The organism is Ruegeria sp. CDSC054, from assembly GCF_059610645.1.
Window position 1 is genome coordinate 672,344 of the sequence record NZ_JBXWOA010000002.1, and the last position, 21,051, is coordinate 693,394.

Annotated in this window: 18 protein-coding genes; 12 read left to right on the forward strand and 6 right to left on the reverse strand. The window is 56.6% G+C overall.

Going from position 1 to position 21,051, the window contains the following annotated elements; genetic code table 11:
- Positions 1–37: 37 nt before the first annotated feature.
- Positions 38–601 carry a TetR/AcrR family transcriptional regulator gene (locus AC2FGC_RS07280; protein WP_496725363.1) on the reverse strand — a complete coding sequence of 188 codons (564 nt, stop codon included), beginning with the start codon at positions 599–601 and terminating at the stop codon, positions 38–40.
- 302 nt (positions 602–903) lie between these two features.
- Here AC2FGC_RS07280 and AC2FGC_RS07285 point away from each other — a divergent pair, with 302 nt between their 5' ends.
- The 7 genes from AC2FGC_RS07285 to AC2FGC_RS07315 all read left to right on the forward strand — a co-directional run bounded on the left by AC2FGC_RS07285 (position 904) and on the right by AC2FGC_RS07315 (position 9,224).
- Positions 904–1,368: a nuclear transport factor 2 family protein gene (locus AC2FGC_RS07285; RefSeq protein ID WP_496725361.1), complete on the forward strand. Its 465-nt coding sequence runs from the start codon at positions 904–906 to the stop codon at positions 1,366–1,368.
- Positions 1,369–1,379: 11 nt separating this feature from the next.
- Complete coding sequence (locus AC2FGC_RS07290; protein ID WP_496725359.1) at positions 1,380–2,000, forward strand: pyridoxamine 5'-phosphate oxidase family protein; 621 nt, start codon at positions 1,380–1,382, stop codon at positions 1,998–2,000.
- 42 nt (positions 2,001–2,042) lie between these two features.
- A complete protein-coding gene (locus AC2FGC_RS07295; protein ID WP_496725357.1) occupies positions 2,043–2,204 on the forward strand; it encodes a hypothetical protein in 162 nt (53 codons plus the stop codon).
- Positions 2,205–2,306: 102 nt separating this feature from the next.
- A complete protein-coding gene (locus AC2FGC_RS07300; protein WP_496725355.1) occupies positions 2,307–4,787 on the forward strand; it encodes a heavy metal translocating P-type ATPase in 2,481 nt (826 codons plus the stop codon).
- On the forward strand, positions 4,784–5,173 hold the full coding sequence (gene cueR, locus AC2FGC_RS07305; protein ID WP_496725353.1) for a Cu(I)-responsive transcriptional regulator: 390 nt from the start codon (positions 4,784–4,786) through the stop codon (positions 5,171–5,173). The genes AC2FGC_RS07300 and cueR overlap by 4 nt, the downstream gene beginning before the upstream one ends.
- A complete protein-coding gene (locus AC2FGC_RS07310) occupies positions 5,127–6,143 on the forward strand; it encodes an NAD(P)-dependent oxidoreductase (protein ID WP_496725573.1) in 1,017 nt (338 codons plus the stop codon). The genes cueR and AC2FGC_RS07310 overlap by 47 nt, the downstream gene beginning before the upstream one ends.
- A 15-nt stretch (positions 6,144–6,158) precedes the next feature.
- A complete protein-coding gene (locus AC2FGC_RS07315) occupies positions 6,159–9,224 on the forward strand; it encodes an aminotransferase class III-fold pyridoxal phosphate-dependent enzyme (protein ID WP_496781825.1) in 3,066 nt (1,021 codons plus the stop codon).
- Positions 9,225–9,274: 50 nt separating this feature from the next.
- Here the strand turns inward: AC2FGC_RS07315 and AC2FGC_RS07320 are convergent, their stop codons facing one another.
- Complete coding sequence (locus tag AC2FGC_RS07320; RefSeq protein WP_496781826.1) at positions 9,275–9,751, reverse strand: hypothetical protein; 477 nt, start codon at positions 9,749–9,751, stop codon at positions 9,275–9,277.
- The gene (hemP, locus tag AC2FGC_RS07325) at positions 9,748–9,915 is read right to left on the reverse strand and encodes a hemin uptake protein HemP (protein ID WP_081894606.1); all 168 of its coding nucleotides are present in this window, start codon (positions 9,913–9,915) and stop codon (positions 9,748–9,750) included. Before hemP ends, AC2FGC_RS07320 begins: the two co-directional genes overlap by 4 nt.
- Before the next feature lie 225 nt (positions 9,916–10,140).
- Here hemP and gph point away from each other — a divergent pair, with 225 nt between their 5' ends.
- Complete coding sequence (gph, locus tag AC2FGC_RS07330) at positions 10,141–10,800, forward strand: phosphoglycolate phosphatase (protein ID WP_496725347.1); 660 nt, start codon at positions 10,141–10,143, stop codon at positions 10,798–10,800.
- 143 nt (positions 10,801–10,943) lie between these two features.
- Here the strand turns inward: gph and AC2FGC_RS07335 are convergent, their stop codons facing one another.
- Both AC2FGC_RS07335 and AC2FGC_RS07340 read right to left on the reverse strand, forming a co-directional pair.
- The gene (locus tag AC2FGC_RS07335) at positions 10,944–11,378 is read right to left on the reverse strand and encodes a hypothetical protein (protein ID WP_496781828.1); all 435 of its coding nucleotides are present in this window, start codon (positions 11,376–11,378) and stop codon (positions 10,944–10,946) included.
- 422 nt (positions 11,379–11,800) lie between these two features.
- Positions 11,801–13,000 carry an ROK family transcriptional regulator gene (locus AC2FGC_RS07340; RefSeq protein WP_496725343.1) on the reverse strand — a complete coding sequence of 400 codons (1,200 nt, stop codon included), beginning with the start codon at positions 12,998–13,000 and terminating at the stop codon, positions 11,801–11,803.
- A gap of 186 nt (positions 13,001–13,186) precedes the next feature.
- Here AC2FGC_RS07340 and AC2FGC_RS07345 point away from each other — a divergent pair, with 186 nt between their 5' ends.
- The 4 genes from AC2FGC_RS07345 (at position 13,187) to AC2FGC_RS07360 (ending at position 16,806) form a co-directional block, all read left to right on the forward strand.
- Positions 13,187–14,206 carry a sugar ABC transporter substrate-binding protein gene (locus AC2FGC_RS07345; RefSeq protein WP_496725341.1) on the forward strand — a complete coding sequence of 340 codons (1,020 nt, stop codon included), beginning with the start codon at positions 13,187–13,189 and terminating at the stop codon, positions 14,204–14,206.
- Between the two features lie 115 nt (positions 14,207–14,321).
- Positions 14,322–15,392, forward strand: coding sequence for an ABC transporter permease (locus AC2FGC_RS07350; protein WP_496725339.1), 1,071 nt, complete (start codon positions 14,322–14,324; stop codon positions 15,390–15,392).
- Positions 15,392–16,174: an ATP-binding cassette domain-containing protein gene (locus tag AC2FGC_RS07355; RefSeq protein ID WP_496725337.1), complete on the forward strand. Its 783-nt coding sequence runs from the start codon at positions 15,392–15,394 to the stop codon at positions 16,172–16,174. Before AC2FGC_RS07350 ends, AC2FGC_RS07355 begins: the two co-directional genes overlap by 1 nt.
- 122 nt (positions 16,175–16,296) lie before the next feature.
- Positions 16,297–16,806, forward strand: coding sequence for a nucleoside/nucleotide kinase family protein (locus AC2FGC_RS07360; RefSeq protein WP_496725335.1), 510 nt, complete (start codon positions 16,297–16,299; stop codon positions 16,804–16,806).
- A gap of 855 nt (positions 16,807–17,661) precedes the next feature.
- Here the strand turns inward: AC2FGC_RS07360 and AC2FGC_RS07365 are convergent.
- Positions 17,662–21,036: a D-Ala-D-Ala carboxypeptidase family metallohydrolase gene (locus AC2FGC_RS07365; RefSeq protein WP_496725333.1), complete on the reverse strand. Its 3,375-nt coding sequence runs from the start codon at positions 21,034–21,036 to the stop codon at positions 17,662–17,664.
- Between the last annotated feature and the right edge of the window lie 15 nt (positions 21,037–21,051).

The window sequence follows — 21,051 nt, forward strand, 5'->3', positions numbered from 1 at the left end:
TTCGTACAAGACCTTACGTTCACAGGTTTAAACCCGGTCAAGCCAGGGCATTATCCAGCAGAACCTGTGCCGCTGCCTTTGCATCTCGCGCAGGATCGCAGCTTTTTACCAGAACGGCCGTTACGATTGCGCCCTCTTGCAAGAGCAGCAGCTGGCATCCCAATGCATCGGGATTACGTGCGCCTGCCTTGCGGGCCAAATCGGTGAGAAACTCGAGCATCAGATGCTTGTGTTCGGCTGCCTGCGCATGGATTGGGTGATCTTGTTCCTGATACTCTGCGCCCGCTTTGATGAACATGCATCCGCGAAAGCTGTCCTCCTGGAACCATTCGCCCAGCGCATCGAAACTGGCGATCAACCGTTCGGCAGGCGTATCGGCAAGTGCATCAATCCGTGACATGAACCATTCGCGAAAATTATCGTTTCGCAGCCGCAGCGCCGCCAGGATCAGCTCTTCCTTGGTACGGAAATGTTTGTACATCGACGTTTTCGACACGCCCGTCTCTACCACTAACTTGTCCATGCCGGTGGCGTGAAATCCGTCACGATAAAAGACCTGCAATGCCTTGCGGACCAGCTCGTCACGTTTGTTCGGGCGCATCTGTCAGCTCCTGTATGTACTGATCGGTACATAATACACTGCAGCGATGGCTGCAACAGACACAACCTAACCTGCTGTTTTCACTTACTCTCCTTAGGAGACGAAAAATGTTAGTTCAAATAAATCCAACTCAACACTTGAAAAAGGTTACCGATCTGTACACATTCACGGCACAGTGTACCGATCAGTAAATTTAGGAGCGAACATATGAGACCCCGCACCAGACCTCTCTCGCACCAGTACATCCCCCTTCTTTTGACCATCGCCTTGATGGCGGCTTCTCTGACCTGAAAGACCCGCGCATGAACCGTCCTCCGCTGCCCCCGTTCACCCTGGAAACCGCAACGCAAAAAGTGCGATTGGCAGAAAACGCCTGGAACAGCCGTGATGCGGATGTCGTGACCCCGGCCTATACCGAAGACAGCCAGTGGAGAAATCGGGCAGAATTCCTAAGCGGCCATGCAGACATCCATGCCTTTCTGACACGCAAGTGGCACAAGGAACTGGACTATCGGTTGACCAAAGAGTTGTGGGCCTATTCCGGTGACCGCATTGCGGTTCGTTATGCTTATGAATGGCGTGACGACAGCGGCCAGTGGTTCCGGTCTTATGGCAACGAAAACTGGCAATTTGCCGAAGATGGTCGAATGGCCGAACGGCACGCGTCGCTGAACGACCTGCCGATTGCGGAAACCGAACGTCTGTTTTTCTGGCCGCAAGGCCCCCGTCCCGACGATCACCCCAGCCTGTCCGATCTGGGACTTTGAAAGGAATACTCATGCCCCGCGCCTTTTCCGAACTGACCTTCACACCTGCCGTCCGAGCCCATCAGGAACGGATGGGATCTGCCAAGACCTATGCCAAATTCATCGAAAGTGGCCCGCAGCAAGGTCATGAAATCGGCGAGCCTGAAAAGGCCTTTATCGAAGCGCGGGATGGGTTCTATCAATCCACCGTGTCCGAAACGGGTTGGCCATATGTGCAATACCGTGGCGGACCGACCGGGTTTCTCAAAGTTCTGGGACCGCAGACAATCGGTTATGCCGACTTTTCGGGCAACAAACAGTATATCTCGCGTGGTAACCTGGATGGTAATGACCGGATTGCAATGATCCTGATGGATTACGCCAATCGGCGGCGACTGAAAATTCTTGGCCGGGTCGCGTTCACCGAGGGCGAAGATGCCTCAACCAGCCTTTATCCTGACGGTGCCGATGCCCCGGCTGAACGCGCCGTCATCATCCGGGTCGAAGCGCTGGACTGGAACTGCCCGCGCCACATCACGCCCCGCTTTACCGAGGCGGAGCTTCGTCCACATCTGAACTCGCTAGGGCAGCAATTGGCGCAACTTCAGGCCGAAAACGACAGGTTGAAGCAAGAGCTGGCAAAACGGCCCTGACCCAACAGCGCCTGATGAACCTCTCGAACCAGGACTTTACCCATGTCGCGATTTTCATTGAATATGGCCGGTTTCATTCTTGTAGGCATCGCGCTGACCACGGCCGCAGTGTCGCTTGCGTTCTTCGCCTCCCCCGAGGCCGTCAGATCGCCGCCGCCGGATACCTACAACTCTCTCTTGCTAGAAATGTTTGCGAACAGGTGACGCCGACACGCGGGTTGCAAAAAGAAAATCCGCGATACCCCTTGACCTTCCCGTGACTGGAACCCCCATTTGGAGGGCAGATCAGACATCGGGACGAGTCACATGGCTACACCGCAAACAACACAATTCAAAATCTCGGGCATGTCCTGCGCCTCCTGCGTGGGGCGTGTAGAAGCCGCGTTACAATCGGTGCCAGAAGTGACCGATGCCTCGGTCAACTTCGCGACCGAAACGGCGCAGGTCACACATACCGGGCCGATCAACGCACTGACTGACGCCCTGAGCAACGCCGGGTATCCGGCGGCCAGCAAGCAGACGACCCTGAAAATTGGCGGGATGACCTGCGCCTCGTGCGTGGCAAAGATCGAAAAAGCGCTGACTGCTGATCCTGCGGTCGTCGACGCACAAGTTAACCTTGCGACCGAAACCGCCGTGGTCACGTTTATCGATGGTGCCACCGATCCGCAAAAGCTGGCCAGTTTGTCTGAGGCAGTCGGATACCCTGCGCGCGTGGCAGACAGCATGACGGCTGACCAAACAGACCACACGAAATCCGACGAAGCGCATGCGCTGACCCGCGCGACGATCTTCGCAGCGGTATTGACTCTGCCTGTATTCATTCTGGAAATGGGCGGGCATATGATCCCAGCCTTCCATCATTGGGTCCAGGTCACGATCGGCACGCAAACCAGCCACCTCATCCAGTTCGCACTGACCTCAGCCATACTGTTTGGCCCGGGGCGCGCGTTCTATACCAAAGGGATCCCGTCACTGATGCGCGGATCGCCCGATATGAATGCACTGGTCGCTTTGGGAACGGGGGCCGCCTATTTGTTTTCCGTCACCGCAACCTTCGCCCCGCAGATCCTGCCGCAGGGTAGCGCCAATGTGTATTTCGAGGCCGCCTCGGTCATCGTGGTTCTCATACTGCTGGGCCGGGTCATGGAAGCGCGCGCCAAAGGCCGGACCGGGGCCGCAATCCGCAAGCTGGTCGGGTTGCAGCCCAAAACGGCACGGGTCGAACAGGACGGGAACTTCATAGACAGGCCCATCGCTGACATAACAGTAGGCGATACCCTGCAGATCCGCCCGGGCGAACGGGTTCCCGTGGATGCCGAGGTTCTGGACGGCACCTCTTATGTGGATGAAAGCATGATCACCGGCGAACCGGTGCCGGTGGGCAAGTCGCCATCGGATCAGGTCGTTGGCGGTACGGTGAATGGCACCGGAGCGCTGCGGGTGCGCGCGACGCGCGTTGGTGCCGACACGGTGCTGGCGCAGGTCATCCACATGGTCGAACAGGCGCAGGGGGCGAAGCTACCGATCCAAGGGCTGGTCGACCGTATTACTGCGCGATTTGTGCCCATTGTGATGGCCGTGGCGCTGCTGACGATCGCCATTTGGTTGTTCGTCGGCCCGGAACCGGCTTTGCCTTTGGCGCTGGTCGCCGGCGTCTCGGTTCTGATTATCGCCTGCCCCTGCGCCATGGGCCTTGCGACACCAACCTCAATCATGGTCGGCACCGGCCGCGCGGCAGAATTGGGCGTGCTGTTCCGCAAAGGCGATGCGTTGCAGCAGTTGCAGCAAGCCAAGGTGGTCGCGCTGGACAAGACCGGGACACTCACGCTGGGCCGGCCGGAACTGGAGAGCGTTACGACCGCAAACGGCTTTGACCGCGACAGTGTTCTGCGTTTGGCGGCCGCCGTAGAGGCACGGTCAGAGCATCCCGTTGCCACTGCCATCACTCGTGCCGGACCATCTGAATTGCCTGAGGTATCCGAATTTGACTCGCTCACAGGGCTGGGTGTTCGGGCTGTGGTCGAGGGGCATAAGCTGCTGATCGGTTCGGCCAGATTGATGGAGCAGAACGACATAACCGTTAGAGACCTGATGGCCGAGGCCAACCAGCGCGCCGAAGAAGGCGCAACCCCTTTGTTTGTAGCCATCGACGGTCAGGCCGCTGCAATGCTTGCGGTCGCGGACCCGATCAAGCCCGGCACTGTGCAGGCGCTTGGGCGGTTGCACGAAATGGGGCTAACTTTGGCGATGGTGACAGGCGACAACGCCCGGACGGCGCAGGCGCTGGCGGACAAGCTGGGCATTGATCATGTCACAGCCGAAGTGCTGCCCGATGGTAAGCTTGCCGCGATCAATGCGCTGCGCGACACGTTTGGTGCACTGGCCTTTGTCGGGGATGGCATCAACGATGCCCCGGCACTGGCTTCGGCGGATATCGGCATCGCCATCGGAACCGGCACAGACGTAGCGATTGAAACTGCGGATGTCGTGCTGATGTCGGGTGATCTGCGCGGTGTCGCAAACGCGGTCGAGATCAGCCGCAGAACCATGCGCAACATCAAGCAGAACCTAGGCTGGGCGTTTGGTTACAACATCCTGCTTATCCCGGTTGCTGCGGGAGTTCTTTACCCGTTTGGCGGCCACCTTCTGTCCCCGGCCCTTGCCGCAGGGGCCATGGCATTGTCCAGCGTCTTTGTCGTCTCGAATGCGCTGCGCCTGCGACGCGTCCGCGCCAGCCTGCCTGACGCCCCGCAAGACCATTCAACACAAACGGTGACCTCATGAATATCGGCGATGTTTCAAACCAGACAGGTCTGCCCGCAAAAACAATTCGGTACTATGAAGATATCGGCTTGGTGAAACCGCTACGCGATGACAACGGATACCGCAGATTTCGCAGTCAGGACGTGCACAAACTGACTTTTTTGGGCCGCGCCCGCGCCTTGGGTTTCACGATCGAGGATTGCCGCACATTGATGGCGCTTTATGAGGATGAAACCCGTGCCAGTGCCGATGTCAAAAAAGTCGCGCGCGCGCATATGGTCCAGATCGAAGCAAAGATCGCGGATCTGGAAGCCATGCGGGACACTCTCAGCCATCTGATCGACGCTTGCGCAGGCGACGATCGGCCCGATTGCCCGATCCTGCAGGATTTGGGCGGCAAATCGTGACGCGGGGTTGCCCTTTGGACTCAGCTTTGCTTTGTCTCTGCTGAACAATCCGGCCCGCCGAAAAAGACGGACACCGGACAGCAGAGAGGATCTCCAAATGGCAAAAGTCGCGTTTCTGGGTCTAGGTGTCATGGGCTATCCCATGGCCGGTCACTTGCAGGCCGCCGGGCATGAAGTCACCGTGTATAATCGCACCGCCGCCAAGGCAGAGGCCTGGGTCGCCCAACATGGTGGCGCAATGGCGGCCACACCGCGCGAGGCCGCTCAGGGTGCGGAATTTGTCATGGCCTGCGTTGGTAATGACGACGACCTGCGGATGGTCTGTACAGGTGAAGACGGCGCGTTCAGCGGCATGTCCGACGGCGCGATCTTTATCGATCACACCACTGTTTCCGCCATGGTGACGCGCGAGCTGTACCAAGCTGGACAAACGCAAGGTATTGCTTTTGTGGACGCTCCGATCTCGGGCGGTCAGGCAGGGGCAGAAAATGCGGTTCTGTCGATTATGTGCGGTGGGGATCAGGCGGCGTATGACGCGGCTGAACCGATTATGCAGGTCTATTCCAAGATATGCCGTCGTATCGGCGACAGCGGTGCAGGTCAGATGACCAAGATGTGCAACCAGATCGCTATTGCCGGTCTGGTGCAGGGCCTCAGCGAAGCGCTGCACTTTGCCGAGAAGGCGGGCCTTGATGGCCGCGCAGTCGTTGAAGTTATCAGTCAGGGCGCGGCAGGCAGTTGGCAGATGGCAAACCGATATGAGACAATGCTGGATGACCATTTCGAACATGGGTTTGCGGTGGACTGGATGCGTAAGGATCTTGGCATCTGTCTGGATACGGCCAATGAAACGGGGGCTTCACTGCCTGTGACCGCTCTGGTCGATCAGTTTTACAAGGACGTTCAGAAACTGGGCGGCGGACGCTGGGACACATCCTCGCTGATCAAACGCCTGCGCGCGCTGGATTAAAGGACCGTCGCACTGATGACCGAGTTGACCGAATTCTGGGCCCACGCCCTGCGCATCCATTGGGGGCTTGAGGCCAAACTGAACCGGCTGGACGGCGAATATGACCTCAACTTTCTGGTCAGGGCCACCAATGGTCAGGACTACGTACTGAAAGTCATGCGCGCGGGTTGCGAGGCAGAGTTCATTGACCTGCAGATCAAGGCGCTGAAACACATCGCTGCCGAGGCACCGGGACTGCCCTTTCCCAGTGTTTTTCCGGATATCAACGGTACGCTGCTCCCGGAAATCTCTGATCAGGATGGGCAGCCGCGACTGGTTTGGTTGCTCGAATGCCTGCCTGGCCAATGCTATGCCAAGGCAGCGCCGAAATCCGAGGAACTGATCCTGAAACTGGGCCGCGTTCTAGGCGCAACCGACCGGGCACTGGAACAGTTTACTCACGACGGGTTACACCGCGCGGATTTCAAATGGGACCTGACACAGGCGGGCTGGATTTCGGACAAGTTGGATGCCATTGCCGACCCTGCGCGGCAGGCAATGTTGTCAGAGATTTGCGTTGAATTCGATGCGATCTCGGGCTCTCTGGCGGGCCTGCCGAAGCAAGCGATCCACAATGATGCCAACGACTACAATATATTGGTCGACGGTGAACTGGGTCAGCGGCAAACCGTCTCTGGCTTGATCGACCTGGGCGACATGTGCGCCGCACCGCGTATTTGCGATCTGGCGATAGCCGGGGCGTATATCGTCCTGGACCACCCAAAACCCGAGCCGGCATTGACGGCGTTGGTCCGCGGCTATCACGCCGCCAATCGTCTGCGTGCTGACGAGGTCGATTTGATCTGGCCGCTGCTGCGGATGCGGCTGGCCGTGTCCGTGGTAAACTCGACCCTGATGGCGGCGGACAATCCGGACGACCCTTATGTGACCATCAGTCAGGCCCCCGCTTGGCGGTTTTTGGAAAACGACAGGGTGAATGGCGGCTTGATGCTCGCCCGGCTGCGCGCCGCCTGCGGGTTGCCGGTAACCGACGGGGCCGAACGTATCCACGCCTATCTGTCCGAACATCGCGGTCAATTCGCGCAGATGTTCGAACAGGACCTGAGCGATGTTCCGATGGGATCGCTTTCGGTCGAGAATTCAACTTGGCCCCAGAACCCGTTCCACATGCCTCTGGATGAAGCCGCGCGTGTCGGTGAGGAATTCGGTGAGGGGCTCTGGCTGGGCTACTACAACGAACCGCGCCTGATCTATGCCGAGCCAGCGTTCCGCAAAGGGCCGTGGAAAGCCTCTGACCGACGGACAGTGCATTTGGCGGTGGATGTGTTCGCCCCAGCCGGAACCGTGTTGTATTCCCCGATGAGCGGTCGGGTCGAAGCGGTCGAAAACCGTGACGCGCATCTGGACTATGGCGGCGTCGTGATCCTGCATCATGAAACACCCGAGGGCGATCCGTTCTATACACTCTACGGTCATCTCGACCCCGAAGTCTGCGACCGACTGAAACCGGGCGATCCTGTGGCGCAGGGCGCGGCTTTTGCGCGATTGGGGGATGCTACGCAAAACGGCGGCTGGGCTCTGCATGTGCACTTTCAACTGGCCCTGACAACCAATGGCATGCAAAACGACTGGCCCGGCGTTGGTGATCCTGACGAAATGGAGCTGTGGCACGCCGTCTGTCCAAATCCGGCAGCGTTGTTGAATCTGCCGGACGACAAGGTGTTCTATCGCCCGACCGACAAGCAAGCGATCCTGCAAGGTCGGCATGACCATTTCGGCGGCAACCTATCCTTGACCTATGACGACCCGGTCATGCTGGTCCGCGGTTGGAAACATCACCTGTTCGACGAATGGGGGCGCCCCTATCTGGACGCCTATAACAACGTCCCCCATGTGGGTCACGCTCATCCGCGCATTCAAGTGGTCGCGGCAGATCAGCTTAAGCGGATGAATTCGAACACTCGCTACCTGCACCCGGCGCAGACAGCCTTCGCTGACAAAATCCTGTCCAAGCTACCGGATCATTTCGAGGTGTGCTTTTTCGTCAACTCGGGCACCGAGGCCAACGAGCTGGCCTTGCGTCTGGCGCGCGCGCATACCGGGGCCAAAGGCATCGTAACGCCTGACCACGGGTACCACGGCAATACGAATGCGGCGGTGGCGATCTCTGCCTACAAGTTCAACAAACCGGGAGGAAATGGTCAGGCCGATTGGGTCGAGTTGGTGGAAGTCGCGGACGACTATCGTGGCTCGTTCAAGCGTGATGATCCTGATCGGGCACAGAAGTTTGCCGATCTGATTGACCCGGCAATTGCTGCGTTGTTGGACCGAGGCCAAGGGTTGGCTGGCTTCATCGCCGAGACCTTCCCCTCGGTTGGCGGCCAGATCATCCCACCCAAAGGGTATCTGCCAGCCGTTTACGACAAAATCCGTGCGGCCGGCGGGGTTTGTATTGCTGATGAGGTGCAGACCGGGCTGGGGCGTCTGGGCCAATACTACTTCGGCTTTGAACACCAAGGCGCGCTGCCGGATATCGTTGTCATGGGGAAACCCATCGGCAACGGCCATCCGCTGGGCGTACTGGTCACGACCAAAGCCATCGCCGACAGTTTCAACAACGGCATCGAGTTCTTTTCGACTTTTGGCGGCTCCACCCTGTCCTGCCGGATCGGCAAAGAGGTGCTGGACATCGTCGATGACGAAGGCTTGCAAGATAACGCCCGTGTCATGGGTGGGCAGCTGATGGATGGGCTCCGTCAGATCGAGGCTGATTTCGCCTGTGTCGGTGACGTGCGCGGTATGGGCTTGTTTCTGGGCGTGGAACTGATCAATCCGGACGGATCCGAAGGCACCGAAATCTGCAATTATATCAAAAACCGGATGCGCGATCACCGTATCCTGATCGGCAGCGAAGGACCCAAGGACAACATCCTGAAAATTCGCCCGCCTTTGACGATTGAGGCTGAAGATGTCGACATGATCCTAGGGGCTTTACGCGAGGTCCTATCCGAGGTCGGCGATTACGCCCCCACCTCGGTCTGCGATCATGACCACCACCACGCGGGCTGTGGGTGTTGCTGAAACAAAAAACCCCGGCTCTGACAGGCCGGGGTTTTGAAGTCGCCTGCCGCTTAGTGCAGCACGGCCGAGGGGGTTCTGTGCCCGGTGGTTGGCAGGGGAATCGATGCGGTCATCCGGCGCAGCACCATACCCATCTCTTCGGACAGTGACGCCAGTGCCGGGGCAAAGTCGGGTCGAACGATCAGCGTTGCCATCATCATCGCGTCTTCACGCGCCCCTTCCGAGGCTGCAGCAATCATCTGGGCGAAACAGTTTTCGTCTGCGCCAAGGCAGGAACAGCCAAGCCCGTGCCGCACCAATGGGCGACGGCCGTGATGGGCACACAGCCCGCACAAACGATCCAGCGTCATCATTGCCGCCCGCCCCTGATCCAGACCAAGCGCAATTTCGAAGTCGCTTGCAGCATCCGCACGGGCCTCGGGACTTTCGCTCCACAATCGCAGATACATCACAGCACCGGCTTCGATTGGGCTAAGGTCGGACAGACGCCCAACCGCAGCGCCACCGCGAGAGGAATGCGTGCTCATTTCGTCAGGATCAGCTTGCCGGCGCGTGTGATACGCAAGGTATAAAGTTGATCGCCCAGTTCGATATGGGCCAGGTTGCCACCCTTGGTCAGATCTTCGGCCTTATGTGCCGGAAGCATGGACACCGCATAGGACTGGCTGGGATTCGGGGTCTGCACATTCATCAGGACAACTCCAGTAGGTTCTCGGGCAAAGGGCCTTAATTTGTTCGCGCTTTCAACAACTTGGCTGACCCGAACTGGGTTGGCTGAGGGGGTCTTTCCGTTAATCTGATTAATTTAGTCAGGTATGTCAACCCTATTCGATGGAAACCGCGAATGTGGGGTGATTGCGCAAGGATTTCATGCAGGTTAGGTCTGGCTCACACGCATTAACCGACGGGGAAACCGATGACGGCAACAATCATGTTCGACCTGGACGGAACGCTGGTGGACAGTCTTCCGGACATTGCAGCGGCCGCCAACCGGACATTGCTGGATATCGGCATCGCCCCGTTGCCGGAAAGCACGATCAAACAATTTGTGGGCAACGGCCTGCCAAAACTGGTCGAACGCATGATCCGCCATCACGACCTGCCGATCGAACAGCATAGCGAATTGACCGAACTCACACTCGCCCATTACTCTGCCGCCTCCAGCGACAAAACAATCCCTTACCCAGGCGTCCCGCAAGCTCTGACGCAACTGCGCGAATTGGGCTGCGTTCTGGGCGTATGCACAAACAAACCTGAGGCGCCCGCACGTCATATTCTGGACGCACTGGATCTGGCGCATCACTTCGAAACAGTGTTTGGCGGCGACACACTACCCGTTCGCAAACCAGACCCCGCGCACCTTGAGGCAAGCTTCAACGCGGTCGCCAACGCTGGACCCCGGCTCTATGTCGGAGACAGCGAAGTGGATGCCGAAACTGCGCGTCGTGCAAACGTGCCCTTTCTTTTGTTTTCGGAAGGCTACCGAAAAACTCCGGTGGAAGAGATCCCACACAGGTTCAGCTATGATGACGCGCACAAACTACCCGCACTCGTCCTGGAGGCATTGCAGGGATAGCGGAGAAATTTGCTGGCAGGGGGATTTGGGAAGGCGGTTGAGGGGCCGGCCGAGGGGGTAAGTAGCCAGCCCCTCATCGGGGAAAAGTGGTATTGTCCGCAGTAATTCTTTGGATGCATTAACCCTAACGAATCGACCTGCATTCAGAAATTGGGGGTTTCCCGTAGGCAGAGATAACTAATTGAATTTTCATCCATTTTTATGACAAAAAATGCCAAATAACCGAAAATGCACATTTTGGCACGCGTCTGAACCCAAGAATCATCCATCTGGCCGGCGAAAACTCTACTCCATGCGCTGCCTGCCAAGAAAAATTGGACAGACCTTCCTTGGAAAACAATCCTCGTCCGCAGGCCGATCAGGGTGACGCTGGATTGCGCCAAATTCAGCAATGGGTTTTCGATAAACTGAAAAAACGGTGTGTTCTTCGGGTCCGGTGAGATTGCGAGCCGGCAGAACGCTTCAAGCTTGAATTGCTCGCCATCAACGCTGCTGGCTTCGGCCCAGTTCAGACCAGGCCGTGCAAGGTTTGTCTTGCGATCCATATGGCTGCGGCGATTTTTGATTTTGAACGTCAAAGAGCCTCGTTCGGTCGCCTGCCAGTTGGTTCAGGCGCAAGCCGCGATCTGTACCATGAACTCAACTCGCAACCTTCAGGGTGCTTCGTTGCACGAGATCCTTGTAGAGCTCGCGTGTCCAATCGACCGTGAATGCGAGTTGGTTAATAAACATCATCACTATCAGACTGCTCACACACTACCATTGCCAAAACGCAAAATAACAGACGCGAACACTATGGGCTCATTACGGACCTCGGTGCCTTTTCAGCGCAGGCTCCTGCCTCGCCGACAGCTGATCACGCAGACGGCCCAATCCGGTCCTCCGCTGCTTTTTCTATACTGCGCTGCAACCTCGCCAAAGCGGCCCATCAAAGGCCGCCTCCTTGAGCAGGATCCGCGATTCTTTCTTGATCAGGAAGTTTGACGACGACGAGCTTCCTCTACATCCCAGAAAGCCCAGCATTGGTATTCAATAGAAATTGGCGGAAAATTGGGCTGCTAGCCGCCCCAATGCCGCGAGCGTTTTCCCCAACCGCAGCGACCTCAACGACCGGAGGAATCAAGCCGCGTTTGTCTTGATTGACTAAGTAACGGCGAACCCTAGACACCAGTTCTTCCCGAACCTCAGGCGGGAACGCGCCATCGATGAAAATGGCCTCAAAGTCGATGACAGCACAGATTGAAAGAGCGGCCTTAGCTAATTCTTGCGCCGTGGTGCCAATCCACGGCTCGACATAGCGAGAAATGCTGCTCCAGTCCTGCGGCTTCTCCCATAGAATCCCCGGGTCGACACCCGCTTCGATCAATCGGTCCTCGAGCAAAAACAGCGACCCCGTGTCGATCAGTTGTTGGCTTTCACCCAAAGGACCGGTCGTGCGCATGGCGCCCAATGCACCGGCATTGCCTTGGTTGCCTTCGAACACGGTGCCGTTCAATGCAACACCGCCGCCGATCATTGAGCCAATAAAAAAGTAGAAGTAGTCACGGTATTCTGCCCCACGTCCATAGAGATGCTCTGCGTGACAGGCGGCTGTCGCGTCGTTGACCACAAAAACCGGCAAATCGCTGAACTTGGCGACCTCGGAAAAGAAATTCACGTTTCTCCAAGACCTAAATTTTTTTGCAGCAAGCCCAGACAGATCGTGCCATTTCCAAAGTTCAAATGGAGTCCCGATCCCGATCCCACAAACACGATCACGAAGCCTCTGAGGCTCGTGGGACAGAAGCGTTTCCAAACCAGACTCCAAAAAACCGAAAATGACTTCTGGTAGCGGATAGTCATAAGTCGTGGAAAGTTGGCGGCGCGGCGTGCCAGTAAAGTCGATCAAGAGCAGATCGGCGCTACGCCGCCCGATCTTCATCCCAACCGACAAGATGCCTTCCGGGTTTAATTCCATAGGGGTTGAGGGCTTTCCAACCTTCCCGCGCAGTGGAGTACCACGCTTGAGAATCGCGTCCTTTTCTAGCTTGCGCAGAATGATTGATACAGTCTGAGGAGACAAGCCCGTTAATCGCGCGACGTCGGCGCCTGCGGCGGGCCCATGCCGTTGTAAAACTGTCAAAATCAGACGCTCGTTGTGATCGCGAACCCCGCTTTGACTTACCCCACCGGTCAGTGTGTTGAGCGCTTCTCTCTCCATAAGCCTGAACATAAACACCTTGTTTTCTTATGAAAAGGTACTCCAGTAAATTAATAAATAAACTTTATTTATTTATTGACAGAAAGACTAGAATCACAGTTTCTTGAAATAGACCTTCATTGGAGGATGAGGGCGAGTCTCGTTGGCCTGCCATGCGGGGCATCAACAATTTTCTGGGAGGACTACATGAAAAATCTATTCAAGATTGCCGCATCTGCTACCGCGCTTACGGTAGCTGCTGCATCTGCTCACGCAGCCGAAGAAACCGTTTGTCTGATCACGAAGACAGATACCAATCCATTCTTTGTAAAGATGAAGGAAGGCGCAACGGCCAAGGCCGAAGAGCTTGGCATGACCTTGAAGGCCTTTGCCGGTAAAATCGACGGCGACCATGAAACTCAAGTTCAGGCCATTGAAACTTGTATTCTCGACGGCGCAAAGGGAATTCTCCTGACGGCCTCGGACACAAGCTCGATTGTCCCCGCTGTTCAGCAGGCGCGTGACGCTGGCCTGTTGGTTATCGCTCTGGACACGCCGCTAAGCCCGATTGATTCCGCTGACGCAACCTTTGCGACAGACAACTACAAAGCTGGCCTGTTGATCGGACAATGGGCGAAGGCAAAGATGGGCGACGCAGTGGCTGACGCCAAAATTGCGACGCTTGATCTGAACGTCAGTCAGCCAACCGTGGACGTTCTTCGCAATCAGGGCTTCCTCGACGGCTTCGGTGTGGACCTGGCAGACCCCAATGTCATCGGCGATGAATCTGATGCTCGATTGGTCGGCAGTGACGTGACCGACGGCAACGAAGAAGGTGGGCGCCGTGCCATGGAAAACCTTCTGGCCAAGGACTCGACGATCAACGTGGTTCACACGATCAACGAGCCGGCGGCGGCAGGTGCCTATGAGGCATTGAAATCTATTGGACGTGAAAACGATGTGCTGATCGTTTCGGTCGACGGTGGCTGCCCCGGTGTACAAAATGTGCAGGCCGGAGTTATTGGTGCCACAAGCCAGCAGTATCCGCTTTTGATGGCTTCGCTTGGCGTCGAGGCTATCAAAAAGTGGGCTGAAGAAGGCGTAAAGCCTGAAAACACGCCCGGAAAAGACTTCTACGATACCGGAGTCGCGCTCATCACGGACCAACCTGTTGATGGCGTGGATTCGATCTCGGTCGCCGAAGGCTTAGAACTCTGCTGGGGCTAAAAAGACCTAATGAATGAGGCGCATGAGAGCGCCTCATCACTCCTTTCACCAGCAAACCGAAACTTCCTGTACACTGATCTCGTGGGCGTTACGCCGCCCGCGAAAAGGGGGAGATATGTCCGAAGCAAACCAAAGCGCCCAGGAATTTGAATCCGCTGCTAGCAGAACAGAAACTGTTGCGGCTTTTGAGGACCATCGGCGTGGCGTTCTGGGGAAGTTGCAGCATCTTCTTCACGTCAATCCATCCTTTGTGCCTCTTATTGTCTTAGTCAGTGCAATGTTGATTTTTGGCCTGCTTCTGGGCTCAAAGTTCTTCTCTCCGTTCGCAATGACTTTGATCCTTCAACAGGTCCAGATTGTGGGCATCGTGGCTGCCGCGCAAAGCCTTGTTATTCTGACGGCCGGAATTGATCTGAGCGTCGGTGCGATCATGGTTTTTTCTTCCGTCATCATGGGGCAGTTTACGTTTCGGTACGGTATTCCAGTGCCAATTGCCGTTATGTGCGGGCTTGCAGTCGGAACTTTGATCGGAGCCCTTAACGGGTGGCTTGTCAGCCGAGTTAAGCTCCCGCCATTTATCGTCACGCTTGGAATGTGGCAAATCGTTCTGGCTACAAACTTCCTGTATTCTGCGAACGAAACCATTCGCAGTCAGGATATTGAGGCAAACGCGCCGTTCCTTCAGTTTTTTGGAACCAAGTTCAGCATTGGTGGAGCGACCTTTACAGTTGGCGTCGTTTTCATGCTCGTCCTGATTTTTGTGTTGGCATATGCACTCAAACACACGGCCTGGGGGCGGCATGTCTATGCGGTCGGAGACGATCCAGAGGCTGCCGAGCTCTCCGGTGTCAACGTCCACAGAACTCTGATGTCCGTCTACATGCTGTCCGGATTGATCTGCGCCTTTGCGGGCTGGGCTTTGATTGGGCGCATCGGGTCGGTCTCGCCGACCTCCGGCCAATTGGCCAACATTGAAAGTATCACCGCGGTTGTGATCGGGGGCATCTCATTGTTCGGCGGGCGAGGATCCATTCTGGGATCGTTGTTCGGAGCTCTGATCGTTGGCGTGTTTACTCTGGGGCTGAGGCTTCTGGGCGCAGATGCACAGTGGACCTTCCTGTTGATCGGTCTTCTCATCATCGCAGCGGTCGCAGTCGACCAGTGGATCAGAAAGGTATCGGGCTAATGTCAGACACAACTCCAGTCGTCCAAGGGCGCAGGATCGTGAAGCGATATGGCCACGTCACCGCCATCGACCATTCCGACTTTGAACTGCGACAAGGAGAAATCCTTGCAGTTATCGGGGACAACGGTGCGGGTAAATCTTCCATCGTCAAGGCGATTTGCGGGGCCACCATCCCGGATGAGGGCGAGATTCTGATCGAAGGGAAGAAGGTAAACTTTAGCTCTCCAATCGACGCCCGCAATATGGGTATCGAAATCGTCTATCAGCAGCTTGCCATGTCTCCTGCCCTTTCAATTGCGGACAACATGTTCATGGGGCGCGAGATCCGCAAAAAGGGTTTCATGGGCAAATACATGCGTCAGCTCGACCGGCCAGCTATGGAGAAGTTCGCCCGCGAAAAATTAACCGAGCTTGGCCTGATGACCGTGCAGTCGATCAACCAGGCGATAGAGACGTTGTCCGGCGGCCAGCGCCAAGGCGTTGCCGTTGCGCGCGCAGCCGCCTTTGCGACCAAGTTTATCATCATGGACGAGCCCACAGCAGCTTTGGGCGTGAAAGAGAGCCGCAAGGTGCTTGAACTCATCCAAGACGTACGCGCACGTGGCATTCCAATCATCCTGATCAGTCACAACATGCCACATGTCTTCGAAGTCGCGGATCGCATCCATGTGCATCGGCTGGGCAAAAGGCTCTGCACCATTGATCCCAAGGATTACACGATGTCCGACGCCGTGGCCTTTATGACCGGCGCCAAAGAACCACCAAAAGAAGACGCCGCGTGATCGAGCAGGACGCAAAGCGCGTGTGCGACCTGATCTCCTCCCGGAGGCAGGTTGGGGTTCGGACGATTGTCGCAATCGCCGGCCCCCCTGCATCCGGAAAGTCGAATCTGGCAGAAACCGTTGTGCAAACGCTGAACGCACAACAATGTTCTGCGGTTCCGTTAGCCTCGCTGGTACCCATGGACGGCTATCATCTGGACAATCGCGTACTTGAGTCGCGTGGTCTGCTAGCGAGAAAAGGCGCGCCAGAAACCTTCGACGGATTTGGGTTTTGCAATGCAATCAGAGGACTGCAGTCTACACAACAAGAGTCCTTTCACCCCAAATTCGACCGCCAAATGGATCTGGCCATTGCCAACGCGATTGCTGTTCACCCAGAAACTCCGACTATAGTCGTTGAGGGAAACTACCTTCTGATGAAAAGCGACCCGTGGAGAAAATTGTCGGATGTCTATGCCGCAACGGTTTTTATCAGTCCGACTTTGGAGGAGATTGAAAGGAGGCTGCAAAACCGCTGGATCAAGCATGGGTTTGACCCAAAAGCCGCCCTGCAACGCGCGACAAATATCGATCTGCCGAATGCTGAACTTGTCTTCAGAGAAAGCAAAAAAGCCGACCTGACATTGAACTAGAATTACACCGAATTCGGTATGCGTTACGCGTTTTGATCAGACACAACCGACGCAAAAGCGATCTGCTGGTACTAACGCTTTCCTTTCTTAGGTCAGCGGGATTTGGACAAGCCAAACACCCCTGGCCGTCAGGGTGAGGGCGCAGCCCTCCCCCTCGGGCAACCCTAATAGACAGGGCCGTGTCCTCGGCTGCGCCTCCGGTCCGCACCACCCCTGTCGAATAGCATTGCCTCGCCCCCTCCCGCGTTCGCCACGTGGCAGATCAGCAGAAAAAGGCAGCTTCGCTGTCTGATCTGCAAATCAGCCCTGATTTTCCAAAAGGGAAGCCAGATCAAACGAAATTCTCTGCGGGAGTATTAAAATGGGAAACTTGAGTCAGTTTAAGACGCGAAGGCCAAAATCAATTGATGTCCAACATCGGGGGTGCCATCCGATGTCAAACATTCACTACTTTTCTGGTCCAACTGTGACGGTTGGGTCAGGTTCGTGTGACGTTCAACAGGAAATGTGGAACGTCACTTATTTCTGACTCAATTGACTCGCAAAACCTCAACAAATGGGTAATTTGCGTCATTCAATTCTGACCCAAACGTCAAACATTTCTGACCCAACAAAGACAGCAGCATTTCACTAACGCTGCGGCTTAGGTCGGCAGTGAGTACAAAGTGCGAAATGCCGCGATGCTAATAAATGACCGCTTCAAAATGAGACCAGGACGTCTTGTTGCTTTGGATGCCTTTTAGTTCGAGGTTTTGGAGATAGTTGTTCGCCAAAAAAGAGCCCGGCAAGAAGCCGGGCAAGATTGTGTCAGGGATCACCACACAGAAAGATCGTAGTTTAGCTGCAAGCTCAGACTTAGCTTAACGGGATATCTGCGATCAAGGTTTTGCGTGTATCTGCAAGCCGGGTCTTTACCAGTTCGCGCACGGCATCGTAGATCGTTGTGCTCAGCGACAGGTTTTGCGCGGCCAGCCAGTAGTCGAGCTCATTGCTACCCCAGGCTACAAAGAGAATATTCTGCTTTTGATCTTTATAAGTGAAGTTGAAGGCCCCAAGCGCAATGTTGATCACATCCCCGGCCGCCTCAGCGGCACCAATCTGAAAATTGCCACCCTTCGTTTGCGAGGTTTCTAGGTCGAACAGTTTGATCTTTCCATCATCATTCGACAAACCGCGCAGGGCCTCGATCGCGCTTTTGACAATCTCAAACTGATTTCCCGTTGCGACCTGGGCCAGAGTGGAAAGGATCACTTTGTCAAAGCTGCCACTCCCCTGCATTTTTTGACTAGTGGTAAAGGGTGCTTCTTCTCGGACCCAGCCAAGTAGGCTCAGTATCTCCATATACCGGGCAAACCATGCCTCGCGCTGATTGACCGGATCAAACTGACTGTCCGCAGCACGCTGCGCAAACAGCGTTGACAGCAGTACGTCCTCTTTCTGGCCCGGCGTCAGGTTTTCGACAAAGGAAATGACGCTGGACGCGCTGACAGCGGCCGCAAGGGTTTGCTGCTTTTCTGCAAGCTCGGAACTGGGGTCAAAGGCGTTAGAGGACCGGACAACCGGATCAGCAAATGCTGAGCTTGCGGTTTTGGACCGTCTTCCACGCATCGGAGCTAGTTCAAGGCTGTTCAGCATGGCCAGACGCTCGGTCAGGTTCCGCGGCCCTGCGGGTGCCATCGAGGTTGCGGCGGGCAAGGCGCTGTTGCGGAAGGCGGGTGGCCAGGTGGCATTGTTCCCGCGTGTGTCGACATGAGTGAAGCTGTTATAGCGCCCAATCCCGCCTTTGAACAAATGCTCTCGGTCGCGCAACACACGCAGCGCCTGCGCCACATCCGGGGCCGACATACCCCGAACCTGAAAATCAAGCGCGGTGAACTTCATGTGCTGGCTGCCGCTGGCGCCACCGATGCAGGCGTTATAGGCCGGTCCCCGATAGGCATTGGTTATCACGATGGGCTTGCCCAGACGTTCGCGCAGATGTTCCAGCACGCGGGCCGTTTCCGCGATATTTGTCCACAGCGCGCGTGGCGGGTAAGTGTTCTTGCCCTGACAATTGCCGCCGGGCGTTCTGTGGGCACCACCCAGAATCAGAAACTCGTCGGTGGAAAAATGCCTGAGGCCAAGGGATCGTATGAAGGCGTCGAAATCGGCATATTCGGACCATGTCAGCGCCGCCTGTGAATCCCGGAACCCCGCACCGCGATGTTTGGCGGACAGGATTGCGTCGGCCAGTGCCTGATCAATCTGATCAGCTTCTTCACCGTCACCTTCAACTTCATCCTCGGCCATAGTGACCGGCGCTGTTGGGGAATGCGCGACACTTGCGGCCCCTCCGGGACGCAGGGTAAAGGGCCTGTCGCCGGTAAAGTCGGGGTCGGACACAAGTTTTTCGAACAGTTGTGGTGTCTGGCTCGGGCTGTCGATTTCGGCGTCGATTTCAGCCCGGAACGCACGGTAATCCCCTGGGAACCGACCGTTGTTCCAGACTTTCAGCAATGCGCCGGTAAATGCGCCATAGTGTGCGCCGTCCATGGCAAACTGCTCGTCCTTACAGGCACCCAGATTAAGAACCGATGCCTTGACCGGCGTCGACAGCGGATTTGTCATCACGCTTTCCTTGAGGGCCGAGTAAGACCGCGACGCCTCGCGGTAGACAGCCTCATTCGCGCGCCAGACCCGGTCTTCCACGTTAAGAGGCATCGCGCGCACCCCAAGCGGTGCGTCGATCTGGCGTCCGAACAACATGGAAGGACCGGCCGGGCCAAACCTGACCATCGATCCCGAATGGCAGGTGTCGGGCACCATCAGAACCCGCACGCCCGCCCGGAATTCCGACCACAGCATGTAAAGCTCGTCATCGGCCAATTGGAAGTCATAGAGGCACAGCGTTTCATCCATCTTGACGTCGCCATCGTGATCTTCGTCCTGATTGAAATCAGGAAGGCGACCGCCGTGGCCCGAAACCGTCATCAGGAACATGTCGCCGCCTTTCAGGTCACGCGCAGCGCGGCGGATCTGTTCGGTCACGTTTTCCCGCGTCGCATCTGAAGTCAGCAGATGGGTCGGGGCAAAGCCTTCGGTTGTTGCAAGCGCCTCCATTGCTTGCGCATCCGCTTCGCAGGCCGTCAACTGGCCGTCCCACCCGTCATAGTGATTGGGATCGACCGTATTCAACCCGACATGCAGCGACATACCATTTGGTTGACCACCGGCAATGACCGGCGGCGCTGCCATCGCGCGCGACAGTTCCGACGCCCTGCCGAACGGGCCGCTGATGATCATCGACGGGCCGCTGCGGGAATTGGCGAGCACCTCGATCTCGCGGCGGAACTTCTTTGCCACGTCGCCATAGCCTTCGTCGGTTGGGTGCAGGCCGTCATGCCAGCGATGATCGCCCACTACACCTCTGCAATCCAGATAGGTGACATGCGGCATCGCATTTGCCAGCCGTCGCAGACGACGGTTGAAATTGTCCATCATCCGCGCTGCGATGGCCTTTTGCAAAGACCTGCTGCGAATGCCCCGGCTTTCCATCGGTTTGCCCAACCACCGGTCCTTGTTCGGCACCGGATAGTCGTAACCGTGGCACAGTATCGAAACATGCGGGAATTTGGTCTGCACCTCGCGGAACATGCGGCCATAATGTTGCAACGCATCGTCCAGCAGGCGATGGAAGGACGGCAGCAGATAGTCTTCGGGCTGCAGCGCGGGATCGAACTCTTCCAGATGAGAGGCCAGCGCGCCGCCGGCAACCAGATCATTGCCGCCACCGGACAACAGCAGAATTTCCGCCCCCGTTTCGCGCAGGGCCGAGACATATTCGCTTTTGTCCGCCATCCGCTTGAGCAAATCGCCCGCCGCGCCCAGCGAAAACACGGCATAGTCGTCCATCAGGTGATCAATCGTGTCCTTCAGCAAAAGCGGGTACTGAAACCAGCTGTCTCCTTCTGAAACAATGATCGGCCCGTCATACCCCTTGGACAGCGCCTTGCGGAACCGGGATTGTCGACGAAGACGGGCGAACCAGTTGGCGGAATTCATTAAAGCCGCCGTGCGCTGATCGGCATCCGCGCTGCGCGGAATCTGAACCGTGGACGGGTTGATCTTCAACTGCGGCGCAAAGGCGCCCGAGGCTTCCTGATCCACGGTGAAATACTGGGCCAGTTCGCTTTCTTCAATCGACGGGTCGGCCATTATCGCCATTAGTTGTTCAACGGAAATTTTTGCCATTCTCAGCGTCCTCCC